This is a genomic window from Veillonella sp. HPA0037, from assembly GCF_000411535.1.
In the GTDB taxonomy this organism is placed as follows: domain Bacteria; phylum Bacillota; class Negativicutes; order Veillonellales; family Veillonellaceae; genus Veillonella; species Veillonella atypica.
The window spans coordinates 57,876-80,458 of sequence record NZ_KE150483.1 but is presented as its reverse complement, the minus strand read 5'-3'; the positions used below and the strand labels follow the sequence as shown (position 1 = coordinate 80,458).

The 22,583-nt window shown below is 37.8% G+C and carries 22 protein-coding genes; all 22 read right to left on the bottom strand.

Annotated features, from left to right (window positions below):
- Position 1: 1 nt before the first annotated feature.
- Positions 2-862: a phosphorylcholine transferase LicD gene (locus tag HMPREF1477_RS00365; RefSeq protein ID WP_005384240.1), complete on the bottom strand. Its 861-nt coding sequence runs from the start codon at positions 860-862 to the stop codon at positions 2-4.
- Positions 863-871: 9 nt separating this feature from the next.
- Positions 872-1,558, bottom strand: coding sequence for a sugar transferase (locus tag HMPREF1477_RS00360; protein ID WP_038148166.1), 687 nt, complete (start codon positions 1,556-1,558; stop codon positions 872-874).
- Entirely contained in the window at positions 1,555-2,754 is a 1,200-nt protein-coding gene (locus HMPREF1477_RS00355; RefSeq protein ID WP_016475424.1) for a DegT/DnrJ/EryC1/StrS aminotransferase family protein, read from the bottom strand. The genes HMPREF1477_RS00360 and HMPREF1477_RS00355 overlap by 4 nt, the downstream gene beginning before the upstream one ends.
- Positions 2,755-2,776: 22 nt before the next feature.
- Entirely contained in the window at positions 2,777-3,397 is a 621-nt protein-coding gene (locus HMPREF1477_RS00350) for a CpsD/CapB family tyrosine-protein kinase (RefSeq protein WP_016475423.1), read from the bottom strand.
- Position 3,398: 1 nt separating this feature from the next.
- Positions 3,399-4,838 (bottom strand): GumC family protein, encoded by a 1,440-nt coding sequence (locus HMPREF1477_RS00345; RefSeq protein WP_005380966.1) that lies wholly within the window; start codon positions 4,836-4,838, stop codon positions 3,399-3,401.
- A gap of 50 nt (positions 4,839-4,888) precedes the next feature.
- A complete protein-coding gene (locus HMPREF1477_RS00340) occupies positions 4,889-6,715 on the bottom strand; it encodes a nucleoside-diphosphate sugar epimerase/dehydratase (protein ID WP_016475422.1) in 1,827 nt (608 codons plus the stop codon).
- A gap of 46 nt (positions 6,716-6,761) precedes the next feature.
- A complete protein-coding gene (locus tag HMPREF1477_RS00335; protein ID WP_005380865.1) occupies positions 6,762-7,460 on the bottom strand; it encodes a polysaccharide biosynthesis/export family protein in 699 nt (232 codons plus the stop codon).
- Between the two features lie 356 nt (positions 7,461-7,816).
- The gene (locus tag HMPREF1477_RS00330) at positions 7,817-8,527 is read right to left on the bottom strand and encodes an ABC transporter ATP-binding protein (RefSeq protein WP_005380876.1); all 711 of its coding nucleotides are present in this window, start codon (positions 8,525-8,527) and stop codon (positions 7,817-7,819) included.
- A 1-nt stretch (position 8,528) separates the two neighbouring features.
- The gene (locus HMPREF1477_RS00325; protein ID WP_005384247.1) at positions 8,529-9,290 is read right to left on the bottom strand and encodes an ABC transporter ATP-binding protein; all 762 of its coding nucleotides are present in this window, start codon (positions 9,288-9,290) and stop codon (positions 8,529-8,531) included.
- Positions 9,291-9,302: 12 nt separating this feature from the next.
- The gene (locus tag HMPREF1477_RS00320; protein ID WP_005380802.1) at positions 9,303-10,313 is read right to left on the bottom strand and encodes a branched-chain amino acid ABC transporter permease; all 1,011 of its coding nucleotides are present in this window, start codon (positions 10,311-10,313) and stop codon (positions 9,303-9,305) included.
- Positions 10,313-11,194, bottom strand: coding sequence for a branched-chain amino acid ABC transporter permease (locus tag HMPREF1477_RS00315; protein WP_005380973.1), 882 nt, complete (start codon positions 11,192-11,194; stop codon positions 10,313-10,315). The genes HMPREF1477_RS00320 and HMPREF1477_RS00315 overlap by 1 nt, the downstream gene beginning before the upstream one ends.
- Before the next feature lie 16 nt (positions 11,195-11,210).
- Entirely contained in the window at positions 11,211-12,359 is a 1,149-nt protein-coding gene (locus HMPREF1477_RS00310; RefSeq protein WP_005380797.1) for an ABC transporter substrate-binding protein, read from the bottom strand.
- Between the two features lie 148 nt (positions 12,360-12,507).
- Positions 12,508-14,424, bottom strand: a complete 1,917-nt coding sequence (locus HMPREF1477_RS00305) for an ABC-F family ATP-binding cassette domain-containing protein (protein WP_005380863.1) — start codon at positions 14,422-14,424, stop codon at positions 12,508-12,510.
- Between the two features lie 32 nt (positions 14,425-14,456).
- Positions 14,457-15,656 (bottom strand): type II secretion system protein GspD, encoded by a 1,200-nt coding sequence (locus HMPREF1477_RS00300; protein ID WP_005380847.1) that lies wholly within the window; start codon positions 15,654-15,656, stop codon positions 14,457-14,459.
- On the bottom strand, positions 15,632-16,279 hold the full coding sequence (locus tag HMPREF1477_RS00295) for a hypothetical protein (RefSeq protein ID WP_005381035.1): 648 nt from the start codon (positions 16,277-16,279) through the stop codon (positions 15,632-15,634). Before HMPREF1477_RS00295 ends, HMPREF1477_RS00300 begins: the two co-directional genes overlap by 25 nt.
- Before the next feature lie 142 nt (positions 16,280-16,421).
- The gene (locus HMPREF1477_RS00290) at positions 16,422-17,849 is read right to left on the bottom strand and encodes a hypothetical protein (RefSeq protein WP_016475421.1); all 1,428 of its coding nucleotides are present in this window, start codon (positions 17,847-17,849) and stop codon (positions 16,422-16,424) included.
- A gap of 12 nt (positions 17,850-17,861) precedes the next feature.
- Positions 17,862-18,140: a DUF1294 domain-containing protein gene (locus HMPREF1477_RS00285; protein ID WP_005384261.1), complete on the bottom strand. Its 279-nt coding sequence runs from the start codon at positions 18,138-18,140 to the stop codon at positions 17,862-17,864.
- Between the two features lie 10 nt (positions 18,141-18,150).
- Positions 18,151-19,068, bottom strand: a complete 918-nt coding sequence (locus HMPREF1477_RS00280) for an NAD-dependent epimerase/dehydratase family protein (RefSeq protein ID WP_016475420.1) — start codon at positions 19,066-19,068, stop codon at positions 18,151-18,153.
- Between the two features lie 17 nt (positions 19,069-19,085).
- On the bottom strand, positions 19,086-19,748 hold the full coding sequence (locus HMPREF1477_RS00275; protein WP_016475419.1) for a viroplasmin family protein: 663 nt from the start codon (positions 19,746-19,748) through the stop codon (positions 19,086-19,088).
- A gap of 8 nt (positions 19,749-19,756) precedes the next feature.
- A complete protein-coding gene (gene ybaK, locus HMPREF1477_RS00270; protein WP_005380842.1) occupies positions 19,757-20,248 on the bottom strand; it encodes a Cys-tRNA(Pro) deacylase in 492 nt (163 codons plus the stop codon).
- Positions 20,249-20,259: 11 nt separating this feature from the next.
- Positions 20,260-21,258, bottom strand: coding sequence for a nucleoid-associated protein (locus tag HMPREF1477_RS00265; RefSeq protein WP_005380848.1), 999 nt, complete (start codon positions 21,256-21,258; stop codon positions 20,260-20,262).
- A 24-nt stretch (positions 21,259-21,282) separates the two neighbouring features.
- Positions 21,283-22,572 (bottom strand): AMP-binding protein, encoded by a 1,290-nt coding sequence (locus HMPREF1477_RS00260; RefSeq protein ID WP_016475418.1) that lies wholly within the window; start codon positions 22,570-22,572, stop codon positions 21,283-21,285.
- Between the last annotated feature and the right edge of the window lie 11 nt (positions 22,573-22,583).

Genomic DNA, 22,583 nt, shown 5'->3' with positions numbered 1-22,583 from the left:
ATTAACGATGTGTATTTACTAAATAATGAATGCCCTTGTAATTGGTATAACTACGATCCATATCGATATATACGGCATCATGCTTTGCTACACGCTGTTCCACTGGAGGCAATTGCATATAGTCGCCCCAAATCAAACGTAAGTATCGTTCATAACCAGCCATAACGGGAATTTGATGACCTTCAAATTCCTTATATACAACGTGATCAAAATCTTGGCGTGGATGGCGTAGCTTCATACCTTTCAAACTACCAATCAGTTCCGTTACTTCATGGGATGTGTCAAAATCATATTGGCTCATTTGTTTTTCTGCAAAGCGCCATATGTGATAACGCCACGAAGGTTTAGAAATCACCTTATAAATGCACCCAGCCAACATGCGATATACCTTGCCCTTGTTATCAGGCAACCGTTGTGCATTAAACAAGGCAAAGGTCATGGCCCACATTAATTGAAAGAATCGTTTGACAGTACCCTTGGGACAGCCATCGATAGGCATAATTTCAAGGGCTAATCCATGACAAATATCTTCATTCACACTATGGCGATTGATGAAAGTCGTTTCTTCATCGCGAATTGATGCACCCGCATCATGATAGATCTTATCTCTCGTTGTTCTACAATAGGTATATCGTTTATCACCGTGTATAGGCCAAAGTTCAGCCAATCTTTCATAATCAGGACGAGGCATAAAAATATCTAAATCATCATCCCAAGGGATAAACCCTTTATGTCGAATAGCTCCTATAAGACCGCCACCACATAAATAGAATCGTAGATTATGAGCATCACAAAATTCTTTAAATACTAAAAGCATATTCAATTCTTTAGCTTGTATATCATGAGCTGTTGTTTCTGCCATACTACCTTTCTAACGTATAACGGCCAATACCGTTTCCACCATAACTTTTAATTCTCCAATGAACGAGAATTCTTTAAGACTCCGTAAATTCCATTCCATCTTTGCAGGCAATACATTATGAATATAGCAATCATCAATATCATCTGCCGCATCTAACAAGATATCTTCATCCTTATACCGAATACTAGCTACACTCGTTACACCTGCAGGCAGTAACAATGTCGCTTTCATTTCATCTGTATAAGCTGCTACATACCTTGGGACCTCTGGACGCGTACCGACAAAACTCATGGTACCTTCCAATATATTTATCAACTGAGGCAATTCATCGAGTCGACATTTTCGCAAAGCCTGTCCTACAGATGTAACACGCATATCGTCTTTAGACGTAACTTGTGCACCAAGCTGTTCAGCATTTTGTACCATAGTTCTAAACTTATAAATTCTAAAGGATTTACCATACTGCGTGACCCGTTCTTGTCTAAAAAATACAGGGCCTTCACTATCTAGTTTTATCCATACCGCTAATAATAGAAATATGGGACTTAATACTACTAATAGAATGGCTGCCATTAAGCGATCAAATACAGACTTAAGCATTAAATCACGATGTTTGGATACTAAGATGTCGTAATAAGAACGAACTGCTTCACATCGCATATCATTGGGCAACTCCTGCCATGATTTCCAAATCATAATGCACCTAAACATTCTTTAAATGTATGAATCACATAGCTTACCTCTTCATCCGATAAATTAGTATGAAGGGGCAATGTAATTTCATTTTTGAACTGATTATATGCATTCGGATAATCATCGATAGAAAATCCCAAGTTTTTATAAGCCGTATGCATTGGAATTGGCTTATAATGCACATTTGTAGCAACACCTTTTTCTGCCATTCGTTCAATTAATTCATTACGTTGTTCTATGGTTGCATCATTGATACGCACTAAATATAAATGACCACTACTCATATGCTCATCCGTATAATGAGGTACTACAGATACAGGACAAACTTTAAACGCGTCATTATATCGATCAATAATTTCACGACGCCGTTCTAATAGGCCAGGATATCGTTCTAATTGGGCCAATCCAATAGCAGCCATAATATCCGTCATATTGCACTTATAATAGGTACCTTTAATATCATATTCCCAGGCCCCCATCTTAGTTTTGGCCAATGCATCCTTATCCTGACCATGTAAAGATAATAGTTGAAATTCCTTATAGAGAGCTTCATCATCAATGCCCTCTATATGATTCCACGTAGCACACCCACCTTCAGCAGTGGTAAAGTTTTTTACCGCATGAAAGGAAAAACTACTAAAGTCAGCTACATTGCCTGTATGCATCCCTTTATAGGTTGCCCCAAAAGAATGTGCACAGTCTGCGACGATTGGAATTCTACCTAAAGCACGTTGTATATCATTACTTGGTATAAATAAAGATTTTGCATCATTTACAATTGTAAATAAACGGTCATAATCACAAGGTACACCACCGATATCGACAGGAATAATGGCCTTTGTCTTATCGGTTATGGCAGCAGCCACCTTATCATAGTCCATTTCATAAGAATCAGGTGCTGTATCGATTAATACTAGTTTTGCCCCTACATGAACTACAGGACTTGCACTAGCCGTATAGGAGTAAGCACTAGTTATAACTTCATCACCTGGTCCAATACCCAATACGCGAAGAATCATTTCTAAGGCTGCAGTTGCTGAATTTAAGCACACTGCCTTTGGCGTCCCTAAATACGTTGCAATACGTCGTTCTAATTCCTTAGTACGTGGTCCAGTTGTAATCCAACCACTTTTTAACGCTTCTACCACCTCATTGATTTCTAATTCTGTAATATCTGGAGGAGAGAAATTAATTTTCATAGCTTTCACCTATACTTTCCATTTATTCCATATCAATAAACACTGATCCGATAATAGGTACTCCAATTTGCTCTAATCGTTGTTTAGCTAATGCCATATCATCAGGTTGAACATAATCACCTTTTACAACCAAGAGAACCCCATCAGCTTTCTCAGCTATTACCAAGGCATCCGTAACACTTAACACCGATGGTGTATCCACTATGATGACATCATATTCATCACGAATGTACTCAAATACCGTAGATAATCGATGGGAATCAACCACCTCTGACGGAGATTCCACTGCAATCCCACTGGTAATTAGATCTAGATGAGGCATCACATGACGATGAATCGTCAAATCTTCATCCATAATGATATGATTTGTTAATCCTTGATTTTTTACATCAAATACAATATGTTGCACTGGATTGCGTAAATTACCATCGATTAACAGCACCTTGTCATTATTCTTGGATAAAGAAATCGCTAAATTAGCGGCCACCTCCGATACACCTTCACCTGTTGTAGCAGATGTAACACACAACATTTTTCTATTTTCTGCATTACAGCGATACTGTAAATTGCTACGCAATGTTCGATAAGATTCCACAAAAGGAGTATCACCATATTCATTTGAAATTAATCGTATCGTATCCATCTTAACCTCTCACCTTGTACAACCAACGCAACACTTTATTCTTAGGTTCTTCTGTTACCGATTTTCTGTGATTAGGAATGACACCTAACATTGGCACCTGTAACATATCTTCAACATCTTTTGCAGTCTGTATTCTACGATTTCGCAAGGAGTTAACTAATGTATACAAACAGCCTAAAATTAAACCGATAACAGCACTGGCAACCATAACAAGTACACGACGAGGAGCAATCGCTTTTTCTGGTAATGTAGGAGCATCGACAATTTGTACCTCATTCGGTACCATAACCTCTGCCACCTTAGCTTCTTCCAGACGTTTAGAAAGCATTTCATAAATATCTTGGGCTACATCTACATCACGCTTAGCTTGAATATACCCCCGTTCCTTTTCAGGGAGTGCTTTCATCGCATCTTCGTTATCTTTATCTAAATCAGCTAACGTAGCCTCTTTACTTTGAGCTACTGCTAAAGCAGCTTCATTTTTAAATTTATCTGTTAATAACCCTTGTTGAGCGGAGTTACTTGATGGAGCTTGCTGTGAAACAATAGCATCGATTTCCTGTTGTAAACCGGCTTGTGCTTTAGCAATCTGATCATTTACTTCCTTCATTGCAGGATGTGAATCAGTATATTTACCTACGTAACTTGCCTTACGAGCCTCTAAATCTGCTAGTTGTGATTTATAAGCTTGTACCGTTGAACTATCTGCAATACTAGCACCTGCCGAACCTAAATCAGCATTAATGCTACCTAATGCAGCTTGCGCCGTTTCTAAATCGAGCTTATTTTGTGCCTTTTCACGATCGATTAACGTAATCTTATCTGTAAGCCCCTTCATTTGATCATTGGTAGAATAAATTTTATTATCTACTTGAAATTGTTGGAGCTTTTTCTCTGCTTCAGACAATTCCTCCTTCGCTGTTACCACTCTTTTTTGTAAAAACTCACGAGTCGCTTTTTGTTCAACTTGGGATAACTCGGCTAAGCGTTTTAAAAATGTATCAATTAATAACTGATTAGCTTCTTGTGCCTCTTCTGGGGACTTACCAGTCACACTAACTTGTAATAACTGTGTTTCTTTATATGGCTTTGTTTCAATACGATTTTTAACAAATTCTTCATACGTTGGTAGCTTACTACTATCTCCGGCAATTTCATTGATAACAGGTTCCACAACATTACGACTTTTTAAAATCTCTGCATCAGTATTCATCAATTGACGAGCCATCGTATCAGAGTAGCTTGGGTCACTAGATAGCACTGAATTACCTAAGCCTTGCGTCTGTTTAATACGCAACATAGCTGTAGACTGATAGGTAGATGGTGTCACGATTAAGTACGCACCGCCAAGGAGAATACAAATGCCAGTCACATTTATAATAGTTCGCCGTTTTCTAACAAGAATCTTGGCTATATCTTTTATATCTATAATTTGTTCCATCCCAATACCCCTTTCAAGTAGGCATACAACACCGCGGTCTCTCTTTCCGCTTAAATATTATGGTTAGGTGTATATGTTGGAATAATATCCTGTAATACGCCAATTACATCCATATCAGTTTCACAAGAATCAAAGGTGCTAATTTTTTCTATCAACCAATCACGATCAACGGTATCTAACGGGGCTTCAAAAATCTTTGTATGATTCGTTCGATTAGTTCCTTCTTCAGAGGTAAGTAATTCTTCATATTTCTTTTCACCTGGTCTAAGTCCTGTAATTTTAATATGAATGTCCTTATCAGGTTCCAATCCTGATAAACGAATCATATTTCTTGCTAAATCAATAATCTTTACAGGTTCGCCCATATCAAGTAAGAATACCTCTCCACCTTTACCCATAGCACCGGCCTGTAACACGAGTTGACTCGCTTCTGGTATGGTCATAAAATAGCGTGTCATTTCAGGGTCTGTCACAGTTACAGGGCCACCAGCTTCAATTTGTTTTTTAAATAAAGGAATGACGGAACCGCGACTGCCGAGAACATTACCGAAACGAACAGTAATATATTTCGTATCATATGTATCATTCATAGATATGATAACCTTCTCTGCAACGCGCTTTGTGGCACCCATAACGCTAGTTGGATTGACGGCTTTATCCGTAGAAATCATAACAAACCGTTCTACACCATGGCGACCTGCTACGTCGGCTACATTTCTTGTGCCATAAATGTTATTTAAAACGGCAGCCATCGGTTGAATTTCCATAAGAGGCACATGTTTATGAGCTGCTGCATGGAATACAACTTGCGGATTATATTGAGTGAATATTTGATCTAATTGTTGCTTATCTCTAATATCTGCAATAATTGGTATAATTGGGCCATCTTTATATATATTTTTCAACTCCTGATTGATCAGGTATATACTATTTTCACCATGGCCTAATAGTAAGAGCTGTTTAGGGCCAACACGCATAATTTGACGACAAATTTCTGAACCTATAGATCCACCAGCACCAGTAACCAGAACAACCTTATCGCGAATATAATGTTCTACAACATCCATATCGAGACGAACCTCATCACGTTCTAATAGGTCTTCTATGGATACAGGATGTAAATGGGATACTAGTACCTCATCATCTAACAATTGATACATCCCCGGTAATGTATTGACTTTACATTTAAGAGGTGAACAGATTTCCATGATATTTCTGATTTCATTACGTGTAACAGAAGGCATGGCAATTATAATTTCTTTCACCTTATTTTCTTTTACAATAGATGGGATATCATGGCGATTACCGAGTATACGAACGCCGCCCATTAGACGATTGAATTTAGACTCATCATCATCGATGAAACCAATTACCTTACGAGACCGTTTATGATACCGTTCAATTTCACGAGCAATTGTGGCACCTGCATCACCTGCGCCAATGATTAAGGTATTTACCATATCAGCATCAGTACTTTGTTTTCCACCATATCGCATGGCAATATAATGGAGTACCATTCTACCAATTCCGATAACACCGGTACTAAGAATCCAGCTAATCAAATATATAGATCTAGGTAAAGATTTATCAAATACATACATCCCTGTATAGAAAAGTCCTGCTCCTAAGGTGGTCGCAATCAATACCGCAACCATTTCGCGCATACCTGCATAGCGCCATATGCGCGTATATAGATGCATGGACAAAAGCATAACAATATAGGAGATTACCATTATAGGCAATGCATCTATCATCTGATGCAGATAATGTGATGTTATATAACCATCAAATCGTATAAGCAAACTGATCAATGCCACACCAATAATAGTAATAACATCTACAATAAGTAATAAGCCGGGTAATAAATATGAACGCAATGAAAGCCCCCCTTATATGACTTACATATGATACTATTTTTACTAATTAGTCTTTACCTATGCGAGATACCATGTAAGCACCTGTCAAAATAGGAGCAATATCTCTAGAGAAACTAATCTTACTGTTCTTAGTTAAGTACAAGATATCGCCTTCACGCATAACGTAATTTTGGGACATATCACCAGTTTTCAACATATTATTTAAATTGATTTCAATAGGTTTTGTAGGATCATTTTGATGAATTAAGAATATCTTCTTCTTAGCCGTATCCCAGTTGAAACTACCCGCGACCCCAATCGCATCAATAACGGTACTCGATTTTGTTAATGTATAAGCACCTGGTTTATTAATTTCACCAAATACATAAACGCGAACGCCACCTAATTTTGTAACATTAACCGACACATCAGGATTGATAATGTATATGGATAATGCGTTAGATACATTTCGGGTGAATTCTTCTACTGTCATTCCATCCGCCTTAATATTACCTGCCATAGGAATGGATACATATCCATCTGGTCGAATGGTGAAAGTTTTATTTGCACCTAAATCTGCTTGTTGTACTACATCAATCATGAGTTCATCCCCTTGTCGTAGACGATACTCTTGATCAGAACCAATTGTAGATGCAGACGTATTCATATTTGATGTTGTAACTACTACAGGAGAAACATCCTTTGCAAAACCCGTAGTGGCTATCGTACCTATGACAAGAGATAAAGCAATCCATTTTTGATTCATACATGCACCTCATAGCATTCATTTCAATTAACAAAACACCTTAACACAACTATTTAAATAAATTTAATATTTAATTAATTATCGTACACATATTTTATCATCGTTTCTTTGTAACTACTATATAAGCAAGATGAAGCTTCTTTATATGGTTTTCATGAAGCATCAAGAATACTGAAATTATCTATGTTTAATGCTTACCCGTATATGTGTATTTTTCTTCACATATCGAAGTGTTATTTTGTTCTATATATTTCTATTACTAATAAAAAATTTCTATATTTAGGAGTTTGCAAAAAAATGGATGTATATATCCGTTTAATAATAGATATATACATCCAAATAAATTGTATTTAATTTTATTCGACACGACCGCCCAAATAAGCTTCCATGACACGAGGATCATGTCGTACTTCATCAGCTGGACCAGACAATACCATTTTGCCTGTTTCCAATACATACGCATAATCAGCGATTTTCAATGCTTGACGGACGTTTTGTTCTACCAAGAGAACGGTGGTGCCTTCTGCACTAATTTCTTTAATAGTTTCAAAGATTTCGTTTACTACTAATGGTGCAAGCCCCATAGATGGTTCGTCTAGTAGCAATAACTTAGGACGGGCCATAAGAGCACGACCAATGGCAAGCATTTGTTGTTGGCCACCAGATAATGTACCACCTAGTTGATAGCTCCGTTCATCGAGAATTGGAAAGCGTTTAAATACCTTTTTAATGTCCGCTTCAATCTCATTATCATTGCGTATATAAGCGCCCATTTCAAGATTCTCGTAAACGCTCATATCTTGAAGAATTTGACGACCTTCAGGTACTAAGGAAATACCATTATGTACAATTTGATGAGTTTTATGTCCAGTAATGTCTTGACCCTCAAATAGCACCTTACCTGATGTAGGCTTTACAAGGCCCATAATAGTCTTCATTGTTGTCGACTTACCAGCGCCGTTGGCACCGATCAAGGATACGATAGACCCTTGTGGTACTTCTAAGCTAATGTCTTTTAAGGCTGTAATATGTCCATAACCAGCCACGATGTTTTCTAGCTTTAACATATTACACCTCCTCTTTACCTAAGTATGCTTCGATAACAGCCTCATTATTTTGAATTTCTTGAGGTGTACCTTCAGCAATCTTTTTACCAAAATTGAATACCACCAAACGGTCACAGATATTCATCATCAATTCCATGGCATGTTCAATTACGACAACAGTAATACCTAAGTCGCGAATTTTACCAATCAATTGGCGTAACGCTTCTGTTTCACTATCATTCATACCTGCTGCTGGTTCATCTAGCAAAATTAATTGAGGATGTGTAGCCAAGGCACGAGCAATTTCAAGGCGACGTTGTTTGCCATAAGGCAAAGATGTAGCAACTTCTTCAGCATCTTCTTCAAGTCCTACGAGTTTTAAAAATTCATAGGCAATGCCACGACAACGTTCTTCTTCAATACGTTGGCGTTTTGTTCTTAAGAAACTAGCAACGAAACCAGAACCAGTTCGACAATGCATACCAGTTAATACTGTTTCCAAAGCTGTCATATTGCCAAAGAGACGAATGTTTTGGAATGTACGAGCAATGCCCATTTCTACCGTTCTATGAGGTTTAATGCCTACAACAGACATACCATCAAATACAATTTCGCCAGAACTTACAGGGAATACACCTGTAATCAAGTTAAAGAGTGTAGTCTTACCAGCACCATTTGGTCCGATAACACCAAACACTTCACCTTGCTTAACACCAAAGGATATGCCTGTGAGAGCTGCAACGCCACCAAAGCTTTTACTTACGTCATTTAATTCTAATAGCATTCAGTTCCCCTCCTATCCTTGTTTATCTTGTTGTTTACGCTTATACGCTTCAAAACGTTCTGTTAATACTTGTGTTTCAGGAATGTATGGAGCTTTTTTAAAGCCTAATTTACGACTAATCTTATCTACCATAGATTCGGTTAAAATACCATCTGGGCGAACAGCCATCAAAATGACTAACAATGCACCATAAATGATATCGCGATAGTCGGATAAGAATCGCAATACTTCTGGCAACAATGTAAGAATGAAGGAACCGAGTACGGAACCCCACACTACATTAGAACCACCAAATACAGGGAACAATAAGATTTGTACTACTTTATGATAACTGAAGTCTGTAGGGTTGATAAAGTTTGTAATATGAGCATACAAACCACCACCGATACCAGCGATAAATGCACCGATGATGAAAGCCATCATTTTATAGTACACTACATTAATCCCCATCAACTCAGCAGCATGATCATCTGCCTTAATAGCGGCAAAGGCACGACCGACACGGCTATTGTTGATACGTACACAGAAAGCAATAATAAAAATCAAAACGATTAGTAAAATAATGATAGCCATAATGTTGCCCCATGCAACAGCATCGATTCCCATAAGGCCATCAATATCAATTTCGTAAGCAAAATTTGTCAATTCTTGAGGAATAGATGGAATGCCGGATAGACCAAGAGCACCATTTGTCACATCTAAGTTCAAGAAGATAACACGTACTACTTCACCAAAACCAAGTGTGGCGATGGCGAGATATAAACCTTTCAATCGAGTTGTTGGCAAACCGATGATAACGGCAACTAAAGCAGCTACAAAGCCACCTACTAAAATACCAACTACGATAGGTAAATCAGCTTTCAAAGAAAGCAGTGCACCCACATATGCACCAACACTCATGAAACCAGCTGCCCCAAGGGATAACTGTCCACTAGCAAGGGTGAAATAAATAGAGATACCAAGGATGGCATTAATGATGAAAAACATCACAATTTGTAGATAATAAGGGTTAAAAATATCCATTATGGTCTGCCCCCCTTATCTTTAGAACCAAATAAACCTTGTGGTCTCCAGAATAATAAGACAATGATTAAACCGAAGGCTACCGCATCACGGAATGTAGATGCACCATAAGCAACGGAGAAGATTTCCGCAATGCCCAAGATAAAGCCACCTACCATGGCGCCAGTAATATTGCCAAGACCACCTAGGATAAGTACAGCCAAGCCTTTAAAGCCTATGATAACACCCATAGTAGGCTCAATAGCATTGAAGGAAAGGCCAACAAGTACACCGGCAGCTGCACCTAAAGCGGAAGCAATCATAACGGTAACAGAAATAATCATCGTTGGATTGATGCCTAAGAGAGCTGCTGTTTCCGTGCTCATGGATACGGCACGAATGGCTTTACCAATCTTAGTCTTTTTAATAACCACATTCAAAATAATCATTAAGAGAACAGAAACACCTAAACCGATAATTTGCACCATGGAGATTTTAAATACCCCAAAGTCGATAAGGCCACCAATATAATCTGGTGGGAAGGATCTAGTTTGAGGGCCCCATAATAATAATGCCAAACTTTCAAGGAAGATGGAAACACCAATGGTACTGATAAGTGGTGCTAAGTGAGACACCTTTTTCTTACGTAGTGGGCGTAACGCCACAAATTCTAATAAGTAACCTAGTACGGCACCTACAGCCATCGCTACGATAAGGGCTACAAATATGTTTACGTTAAAAACAGTTACCATAAAAAGACCAACGAAGGCACCTATCATAAAGATGCCTCCGTGTGCCATGTTGATGATATTTAAAACGCCAAACACAAGTGTTAAGCCAATAGCGAGTACAGCATATAAGCTACCGAGGGTTAACCCGTTAACTAATTGTTGTAAAAACACTATACTACCTCAACTTTTATTTTTTTAATGCGTCAAATTGACCGTTTCTAATTTGCAATACTTGAACTTCCATGGAAGGATCGCGGTGATCATTGAATTTGAATTGACCTGTTACACCAACGAAGTCGGCAATATTTTTCAATGCTTCGCGGAATTTTTCACGATCAGTAGTGGAGCCAGATTTTTTCAATGCTGCTTCATACAAGTAAACTGCATCGTAAGCTTGCGCTGCGAATTGATCTGGTTCTTTACCGTATTTATCTTTATAAGCTTTACGGAAATCTTTTACCTTTTGGTCATCTTTGTTAGGGAACCAAGGTGTACCTACGATAACGCCATCAGCTGCAGCACCTGCGATTTTAATAAATTCAGGACTGTTGAAGCCATTGGAACCAACTACAGGTTGTTTCATACCCATTTCACGCATTTTTTTCATAATCAATGCGCCTTCTTGGTATAGAGAAGCAACAACGATTACATCAGGATTAGCTTGTTGAATCTTAGTTAATTGTGCAGAGAAGTCTGTATCTTTATCTGCGAATGTTTCAGTATCAACGATTTGTACACCTTCAGCTTCCAATGCTTTACGAGCTGTATTATTTACAGATACCATTTGGTCATTGTTGTTGGAGTACATAATAGCTGCAGTTTTAAAGTTCAAAGTTTTATGTGCTTCTTTAATTGCAGTATCTACTGCCAAGGATTCTGGTACAGCATTACGGAAAATGTAATCGCCGATATCAGTAATACCTTCAGCTGTTGTAGATGTGCCAAGAGCTACGACTTTACTTTTATTTGCTACAGGGCCAGCAGCCATCATTTCACCAGATAACATAGGGCCGATAACGCCTACAACTTTATCTTTAGAAATTACTTTATTCATCGCATTAATCGCTTCGTTTTTATCACCTTTAGTGTCTTCAACGAGCAAATTAATTTTTACATTGTTAGCGTCTGCATTGATTTCGCTAACAGCCAATTCTGCACCAGCTTTGATGGACTCACCATACGCAGCAGCACCGCCTGTAGTTGTTGTTAACAATGCGATTTTCGCTTCATTATTATTTGCATTACCTGCATCTTTATTGCTACCACAACCAGCAGCAACCGCCATTACACCAGCAAGACCGAAAATGGCTGCTTTTTTTAACATGGATTTATTCATGTTACACCCTTCCTTTAATCACAATAATAGCAACTATAATAGTATAAATTATATATACTTCTATATTATGAAATATTTTTTATGTTTGTCAATTAAATCATGTATATCTTCTATAGAATTCAGATATACACCTTATAATTTTTATTTATTATGCTAATAATTCTGAAAAATGTTCCCATTTCTCATACAACTTTTGTAAGTTGCTTTCCGTATCTGAAAGCTGCTTAGATATGTTTTCCATTTCCGCTAAATCTTGTTGGACTACAGGATTTGCTAATTGTACTTCATACATTTTCATGGTCGCCTCTAATCTAGCAATTTCTTCTTCCACTTCAGCTAATTGCTTTTCAACCATGTATGTATTTGTTTTTTTCTTAGGCTCATCAGATGGAGATGTAGAAATGGTTTTAGCTTCAGATTTCACATCTTCCTTAGCTACTTCTTCTACTACTTCTGTAAGAGCAGCTATATCCAGTTGCTCTTTTAATTTCTCTTTATAGTAAGAATAATTACCTAAGTATTCAGTAAGACCTTTATTCTCTAATACCAATGTTCTTGTAGATACTTGATCTAAGAAATACCGGTCATGGGAAATAATAAAACACGTACCACCAAATTGCTGCAACGCACGTTCGACTATTTCACGGGTAGGTACGTCTAAATGGTTAGTAGGTTCATCAAGAATGAGGAAATTATCACCTTGTAAGAATAATTTTAACAGAGCTAAACGCGCTCGTTCACCACCGGATAAATCACCTACTAGTTTAAATACATCATCCCCTTTAAATAGGAATGATCCTAAAACATTGCGAGCTTTCTCTTCGGTGAAATTATAATTATTGATAATCTCATCTACCACTTGCCACCGATCGTGTAATTCTTCATGTTCTTGTGAAAAATAGCCCACTTGTACACGGTTGCCAATATCGATATGACCTTCTGTAGGGAATAACTCCCCTACAATAGCTTTCACCATCGTAGATTTACCAGCCCCATTAGGACCGATCAAGGCAACAGATTCGCCGCGCCTAACAACTACAGATACATCATCAATAATTGGATCATCTGTTTTATAGCCAATAGACACATGATCTAGTACAAGTACCTTATCAGCACTCATAGCAGCCGGTGGAAATTTAAAATCTAACGAGTGTGAAGTTTCAGGAGCCTCTAGTCGTTCTAATCGATTTAGTTGAGATTGGCGTCCCCTCGCCATCTTAGACTTAATACCAGCGCGATACTTATCAATATACTCTTCTGTTTTCTTAATATATTCTTGCTGCTTTTCATAAGCAATCGTATCTGCTTTTAAACGTTCTTCTCGTTGTGCCACATAGCGACTATAATTACCGCGATATGTTGTGGCCTTGTGATGATCTAGTTCTACTACACCAGTAACGATGCGGTCCATGAAATACCGGTCATGGCTGACAATCAGAATGCCACCTCGATAGGATGATAGATAACCTTCTAACCACTCCAACATTTCCATATCCAAATGGTTTGTCGGTTCGTCGAGGAATAAAAAATCTGGACTCCGTACTAAGGCCTTTGCCAAATTAATACGCGTTTTTTGACCCCCAGAAAATGCATTAGCCGGTTTATATAGATCTTCATCGGTAAAACCAAGACCATACACTATGCGTTTTGTTTTTTGTTCATAGTCATAACCACCTAACCATTCCAATCGATTTTGTAAATAGTCTAAGCGTTGTAAGTCGCTTTCACTAGCCTCATGAGTCTCTAAATATGTGGTTAACTCTTGTAATTTATTTTCTAATGCATGAACATCTTCCCAAGCTGTTTCTATTTCTTCAGCTAAACTGGCATCGCCTAAGTTAACATCTTGTTGCAAATAGCCAATGCTTGCCACAGGAGACATTACAACTTGGCCTTCATCTAATTCCTCAATACCGAGGATACATTTCAACAGTGTTGATTTACCAGCCCCATTAGGGCCAACCAAGGCAATTCTATCGCCTTCTTTTATTTCAAAGGACACATTGGAAAACACTTGGCGCACCCCAAATGATTTTCCTAGGCCGATCATTCGAATGCGTTCCATTCAATACCTCCTTTATCATTTCGTAACTATTATTATACCACAGTCGCTTTCACCAAAATGACCATTTCCACGCTATCCTTTGTCTTCCGACTATGTCTAAATAATTTACCTAATAAAGGGATATCACCGAGTATTGGGATTTTTTCAATCTGTTTTTGATCACGATTATCCATTAAGCCACCTATGACCAGTACTTCTCCCGGTTGTAGACGCACTCTAGTCTGTGCTTGTCGAGTAGTTATTTTATAAGATTTCATCTCAGATACCATAATGGGTGAACTCACCTCAGCTCGTATAGACGTATCAATGGTACCATTTTTCGTGACTACCGGTGTATAGTCAAGTTTAATACCCACCTCTTCGTAATGAATGGATCTTTTTCTTTCACCATTAGAAATTGACTCTTCGATTACAGGAATTCGTTCACCTATCAAAATATGTGCGGCTTCACCATTTAAGGCCATAATGGAAGGGGTTGCAATAACAACTGCCTTTCCCGATGTTTCTAAAAGGCTAAGCTCAGGTTTAACAAAAAATTTATAAGCTTCCCCATCTGGAGCTTTTCCAAAAGAAATAGCACCATAAGAATTTGTCTTATCCTTACCATGGCCGGTTAAACTCAGCCAGGACCATCTAAATCCCGTTTCCTTCGTATAGGAATGCTCCATAGCCATAATGGTAGCTTCCAAGCGCACTTGTTTCATATCTCTATCTACAGATTGAATGATAGAGTTTACCCCTTTTTCCTCGTCTCCTGTTACATTTAATACAATCTGATTCGTTTCCTTATGCACAGCGAACTTTCCATTAGGTACTACTGTTTTTATGACAGATTCTAGCGATGTCGATGATGCCATCTTTGGTTCTACTACCACTACATGACGATGTTCCTTAGCACCAGAATGCCCTGTAACGGTTACCACGCCTTGATCATCCTGTATATCAAAATGATACATATCCCCTAAATGATGTAGCATGTCTAATGGTGACTTACCGTGTATCGTTCCTGTCACAGTTCCGTTCAATGTATTAATACCAAGTATATCCATTTTATAACTACGACTGATGGCCTCTACCACATCGGACAAAGGCGCCTTGCTAACCGTCATACTATATGTATTTTGACCTGACTCAGATTGTTGTACATGTATCGATTCTTTCGCCCATACACAAGGATTTTCTATTACACCTAAGAGTAAAACTATAATCATGATTCGCCAATAGATACACATCGTACATTGCCTCCTTCATCAAGGGTTACACCATTTTCATCTACATTAATTACCTTTACACCATGCCAAGAATCACCTTCCATAACAACAGTAGATTCTGTGCCACTGCTTAAAATTACAGCACATTGAGGGCCATGTATTACGCCATTAACATGAATTGTTTTCTGCTTATTATGTTTTGTTGTAACTGGTTCTGCACTAGAACTGCTATCTTGGTCTACTTTCTTCTGACTATGTCTCCGTTTACCTTGTTTTACCTTTGATGAATCATCTTTATTATTTAGGTTCTGCTGACCTCCACCGCTATGTTCTTCATCCATCATATGTATTGAAGATACATTACTTTTGTCTAATGATTCGCCTAATACCTCACGCCAAGGAAGAGCTCGCAAGTTATTACTCGTACTGTATAACAATGTTATTTCATGAGATTTATCTTCTGATTTCGACATTGCCGTTGAATCAGGCTCCATCTGGACATAATCAGCCTCAGGTGTATAAAATATGCCCCAACCAATTGCTATTCCGCCTAATACAAACAATACACCGAGACTCTTCTTGTATCGTTTACATTGAGTCACATAAGGATACAATTTTTCTCGTAAACGTTCCTGTATGTTCATTCATCAGGACTCCTTTCACATAGTAGAATTAAAATATCTATCTAGTATCAGTATGCAACACAAATATACATAAAAAAAGACACTAATAGTCACCCCCGTGACTATTAGTGTCCTTGACAAATCATACAATGTATAATAGCAATTATTGTTTTTTCATAGCTTGAAGTTTTGGACCAATCAACCGTTTATAAACTTCAACACCAGGTTGATCAAAGGCATCAACACCAGCTAAAATTGATTCAAAATACACAGCCCAACAATGCATGAACATTATTTCCCCTAAATGAAATGCATTTAATGTTGGTACAGATATGGTCATATTAAAACGATTATCTATAGATAGGGCCTCACGATTTGCATCAAGTGCGCTATTTAAGATATCACTAATAGGAATATCACCAATTGCATCAAGTTTATCATATTCACTATATAAATTAGGAACAACCAATGATGTATTCCAATCTCGTACCTTAATAAATTGAACAACCTTGTTAAGACGCCCCTCTTGGTGTTCTTGCACTTGTGCGTGCATATCCATCGTGCCTACTGCAGGAACAGGTGTACGTCCATAAGGAAGACAGGTATTACTCATTTTACCTAATGATTCGGATAAGAGCTGTACATACCAATCGGATAAAGAGTGTAGAGACTCACCATAAGGCATGAATACCTCTATAATACGTCCATATCGCTCAGATGCAATATATTTTAATAATGCACTAAATAGTGCAGGATTTTTATAAACATCCTCTTCTTGGCAAGCCATATCCATCGATGCAGCACCGGCTAAAAATCCTTCAATATCAAATCCCACAAGAGCAGCTGTAACGAATCCTACCTCAGTAAAAACGGAGAATCGGCCTCCTACACCATAGGGAACAGAGAAAGTTCTCCATTGATGCTTGATAGCCATATCATGAAGAATAGTAGGGTGTGTCTCATCATTTGTTTCTGTAACGACGGTAACTTCATAATTAATATGATGATCCTCTAGTGCTTTTTGAAGAATCATAAAATTAGCCATCGGTTCAATAGTGGAACCAGACTTTGATGTAACTACAAGCATAACTGTATAGTCACTACCCTTTTCACCGGCCTGAGATACTAAGGATTTAATTAGCCCTTCTAAGTATGGGCCATCTACATTAAACCCAGCAAAATAAAATCTCGGATAGCCGTTGCGTTCTTCATCAGTATAGTTATTCCAAAATGAACCACATTGCACATCAAAGAGTACCTTACTACCTAGATAAGATCCACCGATGCCAATAGAAACAACAGTATCAATACTTTTACGAGCATAGTCACCCAAGTCATGTAAACGGTCCATCATGTCCGGTGTATTGATGCCATTTTCTGATATATATGGCAACTGATAAAACAAGATTGGTTCTGGCTGACCATCTTTAGATAGGTGGCCTTCTTCATAACCTGTGGATCGCAAAATATTAGTATGACGCCATACATTTTGAATGGCCCGTTCAAAGTTTTGTATGTCCCTTGCCTGTATGCAGCTTTCATTATAGATATTGTTATAATCTAGCTCAAATCCAGAATCTAACTGTAACATCAAGTATCTCCTTTATGCACCAATCCAACCATAGCCATAACCGATACCAAATACGGACCAAAGAATAGCGATGGGAATCAATAACTTAAATTTCAATTTTGCTGTTTTATGATGACATACTACCATGCCCAATAAAGCGCCTAAACCACCAAAGGCAAAGGCTAAAAATAGCAATGTAAATTCAGAAATCCGCTCATACCCCTTTATAGCGGATAACTTATCATATCCATATATACAAAAGACAATAAAATTCCATACGGTCATAATAATCAGAAAATACGTTTCACTCATAATCCTATATTTATTTCCCCTTAAAATATGAGAAGGTATCACCCAATCCACAATCTAAACTAACAGTGGCTTCAAATCCAAAATCCTTTTTTGCTTTTTTATTACATAAACGAGAATGGCGTATATCTCCAACTCGTTCTGCTTCATAATTAGTTACAATTTCTTTACCACTGATAGATGTAAAATAGCCTACCAATTCATTGACAGATGTACTCGTATTGGTAGAAATATTATAAATTCCTGTTAAATCAGGATGATTCATAGCTTTAATATTAGCCTCAACTACATCAGCTACATATACAAAGTCACGTGTTTGCTCACCATCCCCAAAAATGGTAAGCGGCTTATCCTCATTAATGAGGCGGTTGAAAATACTGATTACACCGCCTTCTCCACCATCCCCTTGACGTGGCCCATATACATTAGCATATCTAAAGCATACTGTTTTTAATCCAAAAGCTTGTTCATAAATACGTAAATATCCTTCAGCTGTCAATTTTGTAAGGCCATAAAATGATGTCGGTTTACCAGACATGTCTTCTGTGAGTGGTAATGTATCGAGATCACCATACACTGCAGCAGAGGATGGCATTAGAAAATGTGAAACATTATGCTTTCTAGCTGCTTCGAGCATATTAATTAATCCCATTAGATTCACATCACAATCCATCTTAGGATTTTCCATAGATGCAGGTACCATCGTTTGTGCCGCTTCATGAAATACCACTTGAGGTTTAAAATCTGCAAAAATAGATTCCATGTTAACGTCTCGTACATCCATTTCTATGAATGTTGCTTTTGGATTAACAAATTCTCGTACCCCTGTTGTAAGATTATCTATTACCAATACTGTATGACCTAATGCTATGAGTCGATCGACCAGATGGGACCCTATGAATCCGGCGCCCCCCGTTACACAAACGCGCATTGTTTTCCCCTTTTAGATTATTTACCTATCGCTGCCCCTGCCTTTGCGAGTTGGTCAGCCATTTCATTATATGTATCACCAGTATGAGCATGTACCTTGTGAAAGTATACTTTCACATGTGGAAATATACGTTCACAAAATGCTGCATATTCATTGGTTAATACATTATTTCGTTTCCACTTCTTCGTGGCCCACATTTCTATCCCCATATAATCATAATATAAGGAACACTTAGAAATCCCATGAGTTAAAGCATATTCCATAACATGCATGGCCGCCAATAACTCACCAGACACATTCCAAAATTCTGTATATTTTGCATCCCGGGTACCGAATGAAAATGTTTCTTTATTTCCATTTAGAAACATAATACCACCGGAACCTACCGATTGATTATATTTGTCATAACTGCCATCGATATATGCAATTAAATGATTGGTTTCTGAGAAATCAGGAGCTATAGATTTCTTTGTATGGTTTGTTTTAGACGTTTTTGATGATGCTAGATAATCACCAATACTCATGCCTTCATCACCTATAAAAGCCTGGGCTTCTGACTTAGTGAAAAACGATTTATAAATAGCCCCACCATAGCCTTTAACCTGTTTTTCACAATCGCTCCAAGTTTCATAAATACCTGGCGTACGGCCTGCTTTTACAGCATAAAATTTCTTCGCCATACAACCTCCTAATGCTTCATGGTAAGCGGTACAAATTCAGCATTTACTACAGATTGTAAATCTTGTGGATTAACATGCATCTGCATGCCTCGTAAACCAGCACTAACATATACAGCCTCTTGAGCTTGCATCGTTTCATCAAAATATGTAGGAAATAGCTTTTTCATACCTACCGGCGAGCAACCACCTCGTAAATAACCAGTTATACCTAATAAGTCCTTAACATGAATTAATTCAACTGATTTATTACCACTGACACGAGCAGCCTGTTTCATATCTAGTTCTTCAGCTACAGGAATACAGAATACTACATATCCTGTTTTATCACCCTTGCCAACTAAAGTCTTAAATACTTCTTTTTCATCAAGACCTAGTTCATCAGCTACATGAACACCCTGACCTCGTTCTTCAGACCATTCATATTCATCAATCGTATATGCTATGTGATGAGTATCTAATATGCGTAATGCATTTGTTTTTTTATGCTTTTCCTTACTCATACAAGAGCCTCCTATTTATTAACAATTTTATTTATATTCTTTAATTCAATGCGTAAAGTACCATCATCATTAGTTTTAATTTCGATAAACTCTCGATTTTGCATATATTCTACAGGGAACGAAATTTCTATGCCTGTATCGGTTTTAATCTTATGATGTTCTCCTACCTTCGTAGCAAATTCACGATTTACTGGTAAAGGCCGCATCATATCCTGTTCAGCTAACTCCTTTTTAGCAGCTTCTTGTTGAATGGGGTTAGACTTAAATACCTCTTCCACAATGCGAATAGGATTAACCGTATCAGATACTTCTGCATTTTTAGCAATCATAGACTTTGCCATCGTCAGCTCTGCTACACCATCGGATTCGTGCGCTTGGGCCACCTTATCTATAATGGTTTTTACCTTTTTAACAGTATCTCTAGAGGATTGATCTGTACCGAGTTGTAACACCTTATCTGCTAAGATATAACAAACTTCACCGTCATATTCACCTTTTGGTTCAAAAATACGAACAGATAAATCCAATGTATTTATGGCAACAAAAGCTCGCAACTTTTGTGTCGGCATCGGCAATACCGCCTTATGTGGTACAAGTTCTGTCGATAAGGATCCATCATCTTCACTAAACAATTGATGCGTAAAGGCATCATGAGCCTGACATAATAGCATACAAATATAGGATGTGTCTGTCACCACATCGCATACAATAGTATCAATGACAACGCCTACTGTGGCTTGCTTCATATAGTCAAAGGTTTTCTCCCCTAACTCTTTTGCTAACGTGATAAAGGAGATTTCACCAGATTTATATTCACCGATTCGTTTTCCCATAGGGCTATGTGCATGTAACGTCCCTGTTCTCGCACCGGGATCTTTAAAAGCTTTCGTTACATGGCCTGCAATATAGTCATGTATGTCTTGCTCACCTATTTTTAATTCATGTTCAGAATAGACCGCTAAAGATGATGTAAAATCAAAAATCTCTAGGGCTGCTTTATTAATTTGCATGATAACTCCTAAAGGATAAAAATATTACTCTTTATTATACCATTCTTTTAGCAATTCTTTGTCTATTTTTGAACAATCTGTTAATGGTATGGCATCAATATATCGTAAATATTTAGGTTGCGCCTCATGAGGAATAGCTCTACGCACATTGGATTCTACCTCAGACACTGTAACGCCCTCTGCAGGCACGATAAAGGCCACAACCTCTTCTCCACGCAATGAATCAGGTACCCCAATAACAGCAACATCTTCTACTGTTTGTAATACTTGTAACTGCGATTCTAAATCTAATACAGCAATCTTATAACCACCTCGGTTAATAATATCCCCATTACGACCATCAAATATAATGTAATCTCCACACCAATGGCCCTTGTCACCAACTGTTATCATCCCATCAAGTCCGCATATACCAAACCGTGTGGATACATAAATATAATCATCTTTTATGTCAACAGTGACTCCTGGAAATGGACGACCTACGGTACCAGGATACGTATGCCATTCTTCACCAGTACAATGGCTAATATAGTTTAGCTCTGATGCTCCATAGTACAGAATGAATTCCATCGTTGGATATAGCATGTGTAGAGAATGTAATAATTCTCTATCTACAACTTGTGAGCCTGCAATAATATATTGTACACAAGAACAAGTACTGCTATTCCATCGTAATAGTAAACGCAGTTTTGTAGGCAACATATAAATATGAGTGCATTGATAAGAATGAATCAATGATTGCCATCTCTTCGGTTGCATTTTGTCACTCGTTACGATTTGACCGCCAGCCCATAAGACAGCTAACATCATATTCGTATTGCCTGTAAAACTAAAACTGCCATGTACAAATATACGCGTAACATGATTAATATGAAAGATATCATTTTGTATATCAAAATAATCCGCCCAGGATTTTTCAGTTCGCCACAAAGGTTTGGGCATGCCTGTTGTTCCAGATGTAAGGACGCCAAACTGCGCTTCTATCGGAATATCTATGGAACCAAGTAGACGCATTAATCGACTGCGATATGTATTATCCATGTGTGGATGAGAAACAATAGGAATATATCCACGATGTAAAGCAGCTAACCACAATATCAATTGTTCATATACAGACTCTGTATCTATAAAAATAATATGACGTTTACCGTTTATAATTGATGTAATACAGTCGTCATTCTCTATCCCTTGTACTCTTTCAACAACATCATCATATAAGTCCTTATAGGTATGTTCAAGCCCATCTATAATAATGGCAGTATCCAAGTTCTGTTTATGACCATGGTTAAATATGGCCTGTAATATCATATTCATCGTAAGATCCT